General features: G+C 71.2%; 8 protein-coding genes. 5 read left to right on the forward strand and 3 right to left on the reverse strand.

Annotated features, from left to right (window positions below; genetic code table 11):
• Positions 1-2: 2 nt before the first annotated feature.
• Complete coding sequence (locus tag ACGFIK_RS03180) at positions 3-1,637, reverse strand: AAA family ATPase (protein ID WP_327022521.1); 1,635 nt, start codon at positions 1,635-1,637, stop codon at positions 3-5.
• A gap of 444 nt (positions 1,638-2,081) precedes the next feature.
• Between ACGFIK_RS03180 and ACGFIK_RS03185 the strand changes: the two genes are divergently transcribed.
• Entirely contained in the window at positions 2,082-3,095 is a 1,014-nt protein-coding gene (locus ACGFIK_RS03185) for an ATP-binding cassette domain-containing protein (RefSeq protein ID WP_327022522.1), read from the forward strand.
• The gene (locus ACGFIK_RS03190; RefSeq protein ID WP_393337407.1) at positions 3,092-3,949 is read left to right on the forward strand and encodes an ABC transporter permease; all 858 of its coding nucleotides are present in this window, start codon (positions 3,092-3,094) and stop codon (positions 3,947-3,949) included. The genes ACGFIK_RS03185 and ACGFIK_RS03190 overlap by 4 nt, the downstream gene beginning before the upstream one ends.
• A 32-nt stretch (positions 3,950-3,981) precedes the next feature.
• Here the strand turns inward: ACGFIK_RS03190 and ACGFIK_RS03195 are convergent, their stop codons facing one another.
• A complete protein-coding gene (locus ACGFIK_RS03195) occupies positions 3,982-7,230 on the reverse strand; it encodes an ATP-binding protein (protein ID WP_393337410.1) in 3,249 nt (1,082 codons plus the stop codon).
• 239 nt (positions 7,231-7,469) lie between these two features.
• Here ACGFIK_RS03195 and ACGFIK_RS03200 point away from each other — a divergent pair, with 239 nt between their 5' ends.
• Complete coding sequence (locus tag ACGFIK_RS03200) at positions 7,470-10,706, forward strand: NACHT domain-containing protein (RefSeq protein ID WP_393337413.1); 3,237 nt, start codon at positions 7,470-7,472, stop codon at positions 10,704-10,706.
• A 6-nt stretch (positions 10,707-10,712) separates the two neighbouring features.
• Here ACGFIK_RS03200 and ACGFIK_RS03205 read toward each other — a convergent pair whose 3' ends face one another.
• Entirely contained in the window at positions 10,713-12,044 is a 1,332-nt protein-coding gene (locus ACGFIK_RS03205) for an AAA domain-containing protein (protein ID WP_393337417.1), read from the reverse strand.
• Between the two features lie 177 nt (positions 12,045-12,221).
• Between ACGFIK_RS03205 and ACGFIK_RS03210 the strand changes: the two genes are divergently transcribed.
• A complete protein-coding gene (locus ACGFIK_RS03210) occupies positions 12,222-12,542 on the forward strand; it encodes a GYD domain-containing protein (RefSeq protein ID WP_393337420.1) in 321 nt (106 codons plus the stop codon).
• A 95-nt stretch (positions 12,543-12,637) separates the two neighbouring features.
• The gene (locus ACGFIK_RS03215; protein ID WP_357528631.1) at positions 12,638-13,288 is read left to right on the forward strand and encodes a hypothetical protein; all 651 of its coding nucleotides are present in this window, start codon (positions 12,638-12,640) and stop codon (positions 13,286-13,288) included.
• Positions 13,289-13,317: the final 29 nt, after the last annotated feature.

The following is a 13,317-nucleotide window of genomic DNA, read 5'->3' on the forward strand; positions in this document are numbered from 1 at the left end:
ACTCAGAATTCCACTGCTCGTCCGCCCTGCCCGCGCGACGCGGGTGGGGTGTTGGGCGGTCGGACGATGTCGCGGGCCCCGCGATCCCAGTCCTCGGCGGCGGTGGCGGCGACGGCCCGGGTGTCGGCCCAGTTCCGCAGGGCGTCGATCCGCTCGGCCTGGGTGACACTGAGCGGCACCATGCTCACCACCGACTGGACCAGGTCGTCCGAACGCAGGGGACGCCGCTCGGAGAAGGCGTCGAAGAGCCCGCCGACGACGGCCTGTTCGATCTCCGCTCCCGAGTAGCCCTCACTCAGTCCGGCGAGTTCGGCGAGCAGCGGGTCGTCGAGGGTCAGCTCACCGGCGACGGCCGGGTTGCGGAGCCGCCGGGCCAGGTGCACCCGCCAGATCGAGGCTCGTTCGGCGCGGGTCGGCAGGTCGACGAAGAAGATCTCGTCGAAGCGCCCCTTGCGGAGCAGTTCCGCGGGTAGCGCCTCGATGTTGTTGGCGGTCGCGATGACGAAGACGGACTGCTTCTTCTCCTGCATCCAGGTCAGGAAGGAACCGAAGACCCGGGTGGAGGTGCCGGAGTCGCCGGTCCCACCCGCGAAGCCCTTCTCGATCTCGTCGATCCAGAGCACGCAGGGGGCGCTGGCCTCGGCCGTCCGGATGGCGGTCCGCATGTTCTGCTCGCTGGAGCCGACCAGCCCGGCGAAGACCCGACCGATGTCCAGCCGCAGCAGCGGCAACCCCCAGGCGGCGGCGATCGCCTTGGCGGTCAGCGACTTGCCGCAGCCGGGCACCCCGGTGATCAGGACCCCTCGTGGGGCGGGCAGCCCGTAGGCGGCCGCCTCCGCCAGCCAGGACCCGTCCCGCTTGGCCAGCCACCGCTTGAGGTTCTCCAGCCCGCCGACATCGTCTAGGTTGACGTCGGCGTCGACGAACTCCAGCAGCCCCGACTTGCGTACGGTCTGCCGCTTCTCCTCGTGCACCACCTCGAGGTCCTGGCCGTCGAGCATCCCGTCGTTGACCATGGCCCGGGCGAAGGCGTTCTCCGCCTCGTGCAGGGTCAGCCCGAGGGCCGCCTTGGCCAGCCGTTCCCGGCCGCGCTCGTCCAGCATCATCTGGATGCGGCCGCTGGCGGAGTTGGCGGCGATCATCCCGTCCAGCACCTGCCGGATCTCCGCCTCGGTGGGCAGCGGGAAGTCGACGATCGTCACCTCCTTGTCCAGCTCCGCCGGGATGTGCAGCACCGGGGAGACCAGCAGGAGGGTGCGCGGCACCGGGCCGGACTTGAAGGCGGCCACCAGGTCCCGCAGTCGCCGGATCAGGCCGGGGTTGCCGGGTCGACCGTCGGCGCCGAGGGCCGGATGCAGATCCTTGAAGATGAGTACGCTCGGCTGGTCGATCCGCAGGGCGGCGTCCAGGGCGGCCTCGCAGTCCGTGGTGCCCTGGCGGGAGGTGCCGTCCGGGGCCACCAGCCCGGTGGTCACCGACCAGGTCCAGACGGCGCGCGGGGTACGCACCAGGCTTGCGTCCTGGGCGATGGCGCAGACCTCGGCGATGACCCGCTGCTCCTCGGGGGATTCCACGTAGAGAATCGGAAACCGCGCCCGGAGCATCTGCGTCAGCGCATCGCGGAAGGCCACCACCATGCCGCATTCCCTCCCCCACAGAGCACGGCCGACGTGCGCAAACCATAACAGCACCGGACGACCCCGAGTTCAGGTGCAAGCGGGTGATCAGCGACAAATGATCAACACCGGCCACCGCCTCTCAGCTGCGCAAGCACATCGATACACGCCACGCCTGTGATCAACTACGCGGCCGGGTCGGTAAGCCCCACATGCCGCCATCTGAGTCGCGGCGCCGGCACGCCGTACACCCTTCGCTAGATCTGATCTGGCGGCTACCGGCCGCCGTCTCGCGCCGGTGAAGCGAAGCTGACCAACCACCGGCCGCCGTCGTTGTTGTAGGGGGTGGGCCGGAATTGTCGTACGGGTGCGCTGGGGTGAGGCAGCATCCGGGTCCAGAGGGCAGGCGCACCGCCGATGCCCCGGTGACCCGCAGGAGTCTGCTAACGGAAGGACAACGAGATCATGAATAGACGCGCCACCGGCCTCGCCATCGAGGCCGAGGGGCTGACCCGGTCGTTCGGTGAGACCCGTGCGCTGGCCGGCCTGGACCTGACCGTGCCGGCCGGCGCCGTGTACGGGCTGCTCGGGCCGAACGGTGCCGGCAAGACCACCGCGGTCCGGGTGCTGGCCACCCTGCTGCGCCCGGACGGCGGCAAGGCCCGGGTGTTCGGCCACGACGTGGTCGCCGAGGCCGACGCGGTCCGCGCCCGGGTGAGCCTGACCGGCCAGTACGCCTCCGTCGACGAGGACCTGACCGGTACGGAGAACCTGATCCTGCTGGGCCGACTGCTCGGCCTGCGCAAGCCGGCCGCCCGAGCGCGGGCCGAGCAGCTGCTGGCCGCCTTCGGGCTGACCGAGGCCGCCGGCCGGCAGGTGAAGAAGTATTCCGGCGGCATGCGGCGCCGCATCGACATCGCGGCGAGCATCCTCAGCACCCCCGACCTGCTGTTCCTCGACGAGCCGACGACCGGGCTGGACCCACGCAGCCGCAACCAGGTGTGGGAGATCGTCCGGGCGGTGGTGGCCCACGGCACTACCGTCCTGCTGACCACCCAGTACCTCGACGAAGCCGACAAGCTGGCCAGCCGGATAGCGGTGGTCGACCACGGCCGGGTGATCGCGGAGGGCACCCCGGGCGAGTTGAAGTCGTCCGTCGGCTCCGGCACGGTCCACCTGCGGCTGCGGGAGGCGGCGAAGCGGCCGGAGGCCGCGCAACTGTTGCAGACCACCCTCGGTGTGCCGGTGCAGTTGGATCCGGACCCGGTGGCGATCACCGCCCGGGTCGGTGGGGACGGCAGTGACCTGGACGCCAGCGCTCAGGCGGCCCGGGCACTCGGTGAGCTGTCCCGCGCCGGGATCGTGGTGGACGACTTCTCCCTGGGCCAGCCGAGCCTGGACGAGGTCTTCCTGGCCCTGACCGACCGACCCGCCGTATCGACGGAGACCGAGCGTGACCCCGTGGAGGTAGCCCGATGAGCAGCGACACCACCACCTCGACCGGTCGGGCCCCGGCGGTCTACGTGCCCTCGACCGAGGCGTTGGCGACCGTGCTCGCCCCGGGCGGGCGACCGCCCCGGCCCAGCCCTCTGGCCGCCTCCCTGGCCTTCAGTTGGCGCGCCCTGCTGAAGATCAAGCATGTGCCGGAGCAACTGTTCGACGTGACGGCCTTCCCGATCATCATGGTGCTGATGTTCACGTACCTGTTCGGCGGGGCCCTCGCCGACAGCCCGCGTGACTACCTCCAGTTCTTCCTGCCGGGCATCATGGTGACCAGCGTCGTGATGATCACCATGTACACCGGGGTCGGGCTGAACACCGACATCGAGAAGGGGGTCTTCGACCGGTTCCGGACCCTGCCGGTGTGGCGGCCCGCCGCCCTGGTCGGCATGATCGTCGGGGATGTGCTGCGCTACGTTCTGGCCGCGGTGGTGATCCTGACCGTCGGGCTGGTGCTGGGCTTCCGCCCCGACGGGGGTGTGCTCGGGGTACTCGCCGGGATCGGCCTGCTCGTGGTCTTCTCGTTCGCGTTCTCCTGGGTGTGGACCTTCTTCGGGCTGGTGCTGCGCAGCGAGAAGTCCGTGATGGGGGTCAGCATGATGGTGCTGTTCCCGCTGACCTTCCTCAGCAATGTCTTCGTGGACCCCTCGACCATGCCCGGCTGGCTCCAGGCCTTCGTCAAGGCAAATCCGATCACCCACCTGGTGTCGTCGGTGCGGGCCGCGATGGGCGGTACCACGGACGTGTCGAGCATGACCTGGACGGTGGTGTGGAGTGCTCTGTTCATGGTGGTGTTCGGCACCCTGACCATGTACCGCTACAACCGCCGCTGATCAGACACCCGTGCCGTGGCGGGCAGGCCGGTCTACAGCCGCCACGGCACGGGCTCGGTGGGCAGGTAGCGGCAGGCCGTACCGGTGGAGACCGACTGACGTAGGTGGGCGGCGAGCGGCGGGTGTTGCTGCTCGAGACGACGCAGGGTGTGCCGGATCCGGGCGGTGACGGTCTTGCGGGCCCGTTCCGCCTCGTCGCCGAGACGGCGGTTGCGGCCGGCCAGGCCGGCAGCCGAACGTAGTTGGTCGATCAGGGCTCGCCGCTCGTCGTCCAGGGTCGCCACCCGCGCGGTGTCGTCCCGCATGGCCGCCCGGTCGATCTCGTCGTCGAGGAGCGTCAGGTGCCGCCGGTAGCGGTTCCTGGCCTCCTCGTCGAGGATGTCGTCACCGCCGAGCCGACGAGCGGCGACCAGTTCCGGCCCGGCGGCCGGGTCGAGCAGCCCGACCGCGGGCACGTCGGCACCGGGCCGACCGAGCAGCAGATGCAGGTCGTTGAGCCCTTTGGCGTCCGGCAGGTACGCGGTGGTGCCGCCGTAGCTGAGCCGCCACACCGCCCCGTCCCGGCGGAACTCGTACGCCAGGGCGGTTGTCGCCCCATCCGGCTCGGCTTCGAGCAGTGGCCCACCAGCCCGCTCCGGAGAGGAGCCGATCGGTGTGGGATCGGTCAGCCGGGCGAGCACCTGTCGCATGTCGAGGCTGCGGGCCTCGCGCTCGGCTTCGCGGCGCAGGTCGGCCGCGACCTCCGAGTCGCCGGGACCGTTGCGGGCGGTGAGGGCGTCGGCCAGTGCGGTGCTGGCGATCAGCGACCAGGGCCGCGAACCCATCCGGTCGGCGTTGTCCCGGGCGGCGGTGAAGCCGGCCACGGCCTCGTCCCAGCGTTTGTCGGCCGCGTCGACCACGGCCAGCCAGTGGTCGACCGGGCCGCTGATGTCGCAGCCGTACACGGCGACCAGCCATTGACCCCGGTACGGCAGCAGGGCCTGCCGGGCGGCCTCGCAGCGACCGGGGTCGGTCACCGTGACCTGGGCCTGCAACCGCAGCCACAGCGGCAGGATCACCGACGGGTACGCGCCACCGGCCGCTGCCAACCGGGCGGTGATCCGGGCGGCGTGGCGGTGCTCGCCACGCTCGGCAGCGGTGACCGCGTGGAGCAGTTCGAGGAACTGATGCTCGGCCGCATCAAGCCCGTCGAGCAACGCCTGGGCCTCGTCGAGGCGCCCACGCAGCAGCAACAGCGACCAGATCAGGTGACGATCGATGAACAGGTGTTTGTCGTTCTCCCACCCCTCCCACCACAAGCCCGTCGACGGTTCCACCTCGGGGCTGCGCAGTTCGGCGTAGCAGGCTTCGGCGGCCGCGAAGTCGCCCCGGAAGGCGCTGACGATTCCGCTGTCGATGTTGGCGGCCATCCGGTGCCGGACCTTGCCGGCCCGCCGGCCGGCGGTCACGAAGGCGGTGAGCTCGTCCAGGTAGCGCGGGTCACCGAGTTCCAGTAGCGCGACCCAACGCAGGGAGGTGGCCCAGAGCGGGGTCTCCTGGTCACCGGAGCGGCGGGCCACCTCGCGGATCTCGGCGGTGAGCGCGGCTCGGCGGGCCGCCATTCCCGGTCCCCATGCGGCGTCGTGGCGGGCCCAGAGGCTGACGCTGAGCGCACCGTCGTCCTGGTTGCGTCGGGCAAGCTCCTCGGTGGCGTTGATCAGGCCGACTTCCAGGGTCTCGACCGGCACGTCGGACCCCGGCTCCCCGACGAGCCGCCGGTACGCCTCCCGCACCAGCGCCTCCGTGTCGATCTCCGGCCGCGAGGTGATCTGACAGTGTCGATAGACGCTGAGCGCGAAGCGGGCCAGCAGCGCAGGTTCGTCGACCGCCAGCGCCTGCACGGTGGTCTCGGCCAGCAGTCGACTCGCCTCGGCCTGGTCGCCGGTGTGGAAGAGACGATCGGCCAACTCGATCATGATGCGTACCCGCTGCACCTCGTCCCGGCTGATCACCAGCGCCCGACGCAGGTGCACTGTCGACTCCTCCAAGGCGAGCCGGCAACTGGCGTCGCGGGCGGCGGCGATCAGCAGGTCGGCGCAGCGGTACGGGTCGAGACGGTCACCGGCCAGCCAGGCGTGCCGGGCCAGGTCGGCGGGGACCAGCCGCTCGGTGAGCGCGGCGTGCTCGTCGACGGCGCGGACCACGGCGGCGTGGTGATCCTTGCGATCGTCGTCGGTGAGCCCTTCGTAGAGGGTCTCCCGGACCAGGTCGTGGGCGAAGGCGTACCCGCCGTCGGGGTGGGCGAGCACGAGTCGCGCGCTCACCGCGACGTCAAGGAGGTGGTCGAGTCGGGTCGGCGGCAGCCCGGCGCTGGCGGCCAGGACCGCGCGGTGGAACTCGCGGCCCAGCACCGCAGCGACCACGAGCGCATGGACCACCGCCTCCGGCAGATGATCCAACCGTCTGCGGACCACCTCCCGGACACCGGGCGCGATGCCGCTCGTCGCGCCGTCGACGTGCCAGAGCCGAGCGGTCTGCTCGACGAAGAAGGGGTTGCCGCCGGTACGCCGGTAGACGTCGTCGACGCAGTCGGAGGTGGGCTCCCGCCCGGTGATGCGGGCGATCAACACTCCGACGTCGTCCCGGGACAGGCCGGTGAGGGTGATCGTGGTGGCCTTGGCGGTCAGCGACATCAGCAGCGGGCGCAGTGGATGATCACCCGCCTCGACCTCGGCGTCCCGGTAGGTGCCGACGAACAGCAGCCGCTCGTACCAGGTGTGCTGGGCGGCGAACTGCAGCAGTCGCATGGACGCCGGGTCGGCCCAGTGCAGATCGTCCAGGACCACCACGACCGGCCGATGTTGGCTGACGGCGACCAGAGCGGTGGTGACCGCGTCGTAGAGGGCGAACGCCTCCTGCTCGGCCGCGTCGCCCGCACCGTGCGGACCGGCCACCACGGAATGACCGGCCGGCTCGCCGTGCAGCAGGGCGAGGGCCGGCTCGGCGGACTCCCGGGCCACCGCCCAGTCGGCGGCCGACCGGCGCAGCCCACGCAGCACCTGCAACCAGGGCCAGTAACCGGGCGCGCTGGCCGAATCCCAACAGGCGGCGCCGAGGACCAGGGTGCCCTGCCGGCGGGCCTCGTCGGCGGCGGCGGTCACCAGGGTGGTCTTGCCGATGCCCGGCTCACCGCCGACCAGCACGAGGCCGCCATGACTGGCGGTGGCGCGGTCCAGTTCCGCCCGTAGCAGGCCGGCAGGGTGTTCCCGCCCGATCAGCACTCCGCCGGACTGCGCCCTCATGAAAACCGACGGTAGCCGACCGGGCCGACATTGCGGGCGCTCCGAACAGCCAACCTGCGTCACGTACCGGCACGGTTCCGGTCGGCCTGCGAAGGCCACAGGCGGGCGTCGCCCGCCGACCCGGCGCCAGCTGCGATATCACCCCAAACGCACCACCGCCGCCACAGTCGGGACCTACCGTGGTGGTGGGCGACGCTTCCCACGCGTCCGGTAACCGTCGAAGCGACACGGGGGTGTCCATGCGGCGACCGAAACGCGGCCCGGTCTTCGAGACCGGGCTGTGGCTGCGGCAGCGTCGGCGACGATGGCGGACCCGTCGGGAACGCGCCGACGAACGTCGCACCCGACGGCGCATCGACGAACGGGCCGCTCGTGCGCCGCGTTGGCGACGCGGTCACCGGGTCCTGTGGTGGGTGATCGTCGGCGGCGCCACTCTGCTGGTCCTGTGGTTGGTGTACTCACTCGTCGGGGCGGTGCTGAGGAAGGACCTGCTCGGCAGTCGTGGGCCTTCGACCTGGTGCAACGGCTCGGAGGCCGGGCCCTACTACTGCGGGCAGGTGCTCGATTTCGTCAAGGGGCTGCTGGCGGCCGCCCTCGCCGTGGCGGTGTTCCTGTTCTGGCGATACCGCCGGGTGCTGCGGTCGTATCGGAAACAGGCCCGCAACCAGCAGCAACTCGCGGTGCCCAGCGCCGAGCACGACATCAGCGACATCGAGGTGGTGGGTCGGGAGGACCTGTGTCAACTGATGGTCCGGCGGGTGCGGGATCCGCACAACCGTCGACCCCTCCTGCTGGTGGGCGGCATCGGCACCGGCAAGACCACGACCCTGGTCAAGCTGGCCGAGATGCTGATGGAGGTCGGGGTGGTCCCGGTCGGGATCAACCTGCGTGACGTCCAGACACCGGCGGACCTGAACTTCCACACGCTGGCCCGGCAGCGTTTTCAGGCTGTCATCGACACCCAACTGCACGCCGAGGGCGAGGCGGACAAGACCTGGCGGCAGTTGTGGCGGGAGAACCGGCTGGTGGTGCTCGCCGACGGCCTGGATGAGGTGCTGGCCGGCACGGAACAGCCCTATGACCGGGACAGCCTGCTCCGCCAGGCGGTCGGCGAGGCCAAGCGGGAGAACCTGCCACTGATCATCACCTCCCGTCCCCAGGACCCGTTGCGCGCCCTGGACGCGGTGCTGCTCCAACTGGAACCCCTCTCCGAGGGCGCCGCCTTCGGATACGTACGCAACCAGGGTCGCCAGGTCGACGCGACACCCAAATGGGATCAGGCCACCTCGTTGATCAAGATGGCCGATGTCGCCGACTCACCCTTCTACCTGCGGATCATCGGCAAGCTCTACCAGGTGAACCGGTTGGATCGGGTGCCGCTGGGCCCGGGCCGGGCGGTGACCCGCCGACGGCTGCTGGACGAGTGGCATCAGGCACTGGTGGAGGGGGACCTGTACGAGGACTACGGCCTGCCGCCCAGGGAACGCGGCGAGGCGATCGAGGTGCTCTCCGCACTGGCCTGCCTCGGCCTGCGCGACAACGCCCTCAAGGTCCGCACCAGCGAACTCAGCCCGACCGGAGAGTACGCCGACACCGGCCGCCGGCCGGACAGCGATCCGGTCCCCCGGCAGGCCGGTGACGGCGACCGACAGCGGATCCGGGAGGAACTGGACACCCGACTGGACAAGCTCAGTGTGGACAATCCGCAGGATCTCGGACTGGCCGAGACCACCGGCGACCGGCTCAACATGGTGGTCAAGGAGCAGGACGGCGTCCGATTCCAACACGGGGTGGTGCAGGCGTACCTCGGCTGTCGCTTCCTCGACGCCGCGCTGCGGGACGAGGGCTTTCTGCGCCGGGCACTGCGCAACGGGCCCGGCCGGGAACTGCTGGCCGCCCTCACCCTGTACTCCGGCCAGGAACCCCCCACCGCCAGGTCGGCGGGTGACGGGGACAGGCGAGTGGAACTGGTCCGGATGGTCAGCCAGGAGGCGGTCCGGACCCGCAACCGCACCCAAGCGGTGGAGATGTTCGCCGCCGCCCTGGAGATGGACGCCGCCATCGGCCACCCCACCCACCGTGAACTGGCACAGCAGATCCGCCATGCCTGGCGCCACTACCAGGGAGACGGCTCGATCACCGACCGGCCGCTGGAGGACGCCAAGATCGCCCTGATGCACCGGTTCGGCGACGCCGCACGGCTGATCGACCAGGAGCGCGGGCCCGAGCCGGGGTACCAGTCGCTGTTCAGGATGATGGCGACGGAAACCTCGTACCTCACCAGGCTGGCGGCGGCCCGCGAACTCGGCAGAGGTGGCGACCCGGCCGTGGTCGCCCTGCGCAGCCTGCTCGACGACCAGGACGCCGACCTGCCCGACGACCCGGACACCGACCTGCCGGACGAAGACCCGCAGGTCCGTCGGGAGCGCCTTCGGCAACTGCGGGCCTGGCTCGCCCCGTCGCTGTTCCTCTTCGCCGGCGACCCACCCGAACGGCCCGGCTGGCGGCCCAGGTCCGAGGCCGAAGACCTCCTCCGTGCCTGGGTGGGTCGACTGCGCACCGACGACGAGGCGACCCGGGTCTGGGAACTCCAACTGGCGCAGGGTTTCCGACTGGCCGCGAACTGCCGGCACTTTTCGGCACACCGGGGTCGGCTAGCCGAAGCGGCCGAGGAGGCGCTTCGACACTCCCGGTTCTGGTACTCGCACCTGACCCTCATCCAGGCGCTCACCCTGCTGGCCCTGCCGGAGAACCCCGCCGAGTCGCTGGGTGAGATCGGCCGGCACGGTTCCGACCCGCGCGGCCTGGTCGACTACTGGCTGGCCATCGCCGGCGGCGGGAACGCCGCCCCGCAGCCGGGCGGCGGATCGGCGCACCCACTGGTGCGGACGGTCGCCGACGAGTGCGTCGCCGCGCTGGTCGACCGGCACCCCGAGCTGCACTGCTGGGTCGACGAGCACGAGATCGTCGGTCGGGTCGGCTCGGCCAGTCCACAGCCGGCCATCCGTCGACAGCAGGCATCGTGGCTGCCACCCTCGCACGGTTGGGCGGTGCTGAAGCCACGGGCACAACGCCTACTCGCCGACGTCATGCTGCTGCTCAATCTCGCCGACCGGGGTGGTGACGACGTCGAACGCACCCGCCGGCTCGGCCGATCCAACCGCTCGGAACTGCCCCCGTGCCTCACCATCGACCGCACCGCCATGCGGGTCAATCTCAGCCGCCGGCAGTCCCGGGACGTCCAGCCCGGTGCGACCTGCATCGACGACTGCCCCTTCCGGCTCTGCCCGTTGCCGCCCAAGGGCGAGGAGTTGGCGTACCAGATGGACGAGGCGTTCTGTGCCAACCAGGCCGATCTCGTCGGGCAGTGGCGTCAGCCCTCCTCCTGGGCCTGGTGGCAGAAGGTGGACCGGGAGGATCTGCGCGACTTCTGGCGGGAGATGTCGGAGCGGATGATTCCGGCCTGGCGGAAGTAGGCCGCCTCACCACCGCGCGGGATGGGTCACCTGGGCCAGGTGGGCCAGGATGGCCTGGTTGGCCTCCCAGCCGTCCGGGAACTTCACCGGCACGTCCAGTTGTGGCACATCGGTCGAGGGGTGGGCGTCCAGCAGCTCACCGATGCCGGCCCGGGCCACCACCACACAGGCCTGCCGGTGCCGGGAGGCGAGCACGCAGAGCCGCCCCGACTCCAGGTGGAAGGCGGTCGCGTCACGTCGACCGGAGAGCGGATGCAGCACGATCGTCAGGTCGTACTCCCGGCCCTGGAGGCGGTTGGCGGTGTCGACCGTGACCCCCGCTCCGGCCTCGCCCAGCTGCGCCCGGATGGCCGCCACCTGGTCGCGGTGGGCGGCTCCCACGGCAATCCGGTCCGCGCTGACCGGCGCACCGTCCGGGGCCTGCTCGCAGACCGCGACCGCGCCGCGCGCCAGCACCCGCAACGCGAGCGCGGCGCACGCCGCGGCAGCCTCCGCGTCGGTACGCAGGGTGTGCCGGGCCGGCAGCTCGTACAGCGCCCAGCCGGTCTCCGTGGCCAACTCCACCGCCCGGTCCACCGCGTCGCCCCGCCCGGCCCCGGTCAGCCGCAGGGCCCGGTCGGCGGGGGCCGTCCCGGACCGGAAGCCGGTGAAGGGGTAGAACGCCTTCGACACCACCGGGGCGGCCGAGGCGGGCAGCCGCCAGGAGACCGGCAGCCGGTGCACCGGCAGGTCAGGGTTGTGCCGCAGCAGCACGGTCACCGCAGACTGCATCGGATCCCAGGTCAACCCCGCCCACCGACCGACCTCGACCGTGGAGAAGGGGTCCAGCTGCCCCGGATCCCCCACGAACAGGGCCCGATCGAACCTGCCGGCCACGCGCAACAGGGCGTCCGAGCGCATCTGGTACGCCTCGTCCACGATCGCCCACGGCCAGCAGCCCTCGGTGACCGTGGCCCACTTGGCGGCCGTACCGATGATGACGGCCGAGGCGGCCAGGTCGGTGACCTTGGCGGCGACCCGGACCTGCTCGTGCGCCCGCACCCGGGCCGAGGGCCGGTAGTCGCTCGCGGACAGCCGGCCCACCCGCAGCTCGGGGGCCTTACGGGCCAGCCGGTCGATCAGGTCGTCCACCTGCTCGTTGGTCTGCGCGATGACCATCAGGGGCTCGCCGGTGGCGGCCAACTCCACCGCGGCCCGCACCACCAGGGTCGACTTGCCCGCCCCCGGCGGCGAGTCGACCACCACCCCCCGGTGCGCCCCGGAGCGCAGGTCGGCAAGCACCGCGGTGATCACCCGATCCGCCTCGACACCCGGCGGCACATCCCACTCGAGAAGCATCCTCGCCCACCCTCACCCCTGCGGTCCTCGCACCCTACTCAGCCGCACCGACATCCGCCCCGGCACGCCGGTCCCGCAGCGGTCGGTGCCCGGCCCGCCGACCAGGTATGCGCCTCGCGCATATTCGGCGGCGTAGCGGGTAGCCGCGTCGCGCAGACAGGCGAGAGGCGGTCCGGGATGGCGAAGTACCTGCTCGCGGCGACCTACCAGGGCAGTGGTCTGGAAGGGCTGACCGTGGACGGCGGGACGGTGCGCGTCGAGGTCGTCCGGTCCCTGGTCGAGAACGCCGGTGGTCGGCTGGAGCTCATGTACTTCTCGTTCGGCGAGTACGACACCTACGTCCTGTTCGACCTGCCCGACCACGTCACCGCCGCCGCCATGGCCATCGCCGTACGAGCGGGCGGCCTGGTGAACGGCCACCTCATCCCCCTGCTCACCCCGGAGCAGATCGACGCCGCCGTCAACCTGCCGATCGCCTACCAACAACCCGGACGCTGACGGACCCGGCGGTCGTACCGAGAACTGCGCGTCAGGCGCAGAGTGCCGACTGTTTCGCCGATGAGATTTCCCGGCGTCGCGGCGACGATCAATCGATGCGACCGACCCACCCGCAGCACGTACCCGATCGCGCCGGTTCGTCCGGCGTCGAGGACGGGTGGCTGGTCGCCCGCTGGCGGCGCGCCCTGGCGGTGCTCGCGCCGCTGGTCGCGGTGGTGCTCGGCGCCGCGATGGCCGTGCAGTGGGAGGTCGGCGGCGGCCGAGCCGTCTGGTCGCTACCCGCTCCGGCGCGATGGATGGCCGAGAACCTCCCGCTGTTCGCGGGTTCGGAACCGGCGTGGATCTGGCGCGGACCCTTCTTCGTCTCGGTGCTGCTGGCACTGCCGCTCGTCTGGACGGTCACCGGCCGCGCCACCGCGGCACCTCGACGCCTAACGAGGTACGGGCTCCTCGCCGCGACCATCGCGATCGGCCTTGAATACAACAGCCCCGGGTACGGGTGGCTGTTCGACCTCGTGGCCCTGTTGACGGCGTTGGTGGGCACTGTGTGGTGCGGACTCCAGGGTCTGCGTCGCGGGATGCTGCCACGCCGGGTCGCATGGGCGCTCGTCGCCGCGCTGCCGCTGACGCCGCCGGCCGGCTTCCTCACCTTCTGGTACCTGCCACCCGGCCTGACCATGGGCCTACTGCTCGCCTGGGCGGCTGCCGCCATCGCGGCCGGCGCGCCACCTACCCCGAAAACTTAATCATTGATAAACATGCATGTAACTCTTTA

Source organism: Micromonospora sp. NPDC048871 (assembly GCF_043198155.1).
GTDB lineage: Bacteria > Actinomycetota > Actinomycetes > Mycobacteriales > Micromonosporaceae > Micromonospora.

Coding starts and splice junctions, on each gene's coding strand:
- ACGFIK_RS03180 (WP_327022521.1), bottom strand. CDS start 1,637: ATGGTGGTGGCCTTCCGCGATGCGCTGACGCAGATGCTCCGGGCGCGG.
- ACGFIK_RS03185 (WP_327022522.1), top strand. CDS start 2,082: ATGAATAGACGCGCCACCGGCCTCGCCATCGAGGCCGAGGGGCTGACC.
- ACGFIK_RS03190 (WP_393337407.1), top strand. CDS start 3,092: ATGAGCAGCGACACCACCACCTCGACCGGTCGGGCCCCGGCGGTCTAC.
- ACGFIK_RS03195 (WP_393337410.1), bottom strand. CDS start 7,230: ATGAGGGCGCAGTCCGGCGGAGTGCTGATCGGGCGGGAACACCCTGCC.
- ACGFIK_RS03200 (WP_393337413.1), top strand. CDS start 7,470: ATGCGGCGACCGAAACGCGGCCCGGTCTTCGAGACCGGGCTGTGGCTG.
- ACGFIK_RS03205 (WP_393337417.1), bottom strand. CDS start 12,044: ATGCTTCTCGAGTGGGATGTGCCGCCGGGTGTCGAGGCGGATCGGGTG.
- ACGFIK_RS03210 (WP_393337420.1), top strand. CDS start 12,222: ATGGCGAAGTACCTGCTCGCGGCGACCTACCAGGGCAGTGGTCTGGAA.
- ACGFIK_RS03215 (WP_357528631.1), top strand. CDS start 12,638: ATGCGACCGACCCACCCGCAGCACGTACCCGATCGCGCCGGTTCGTCC.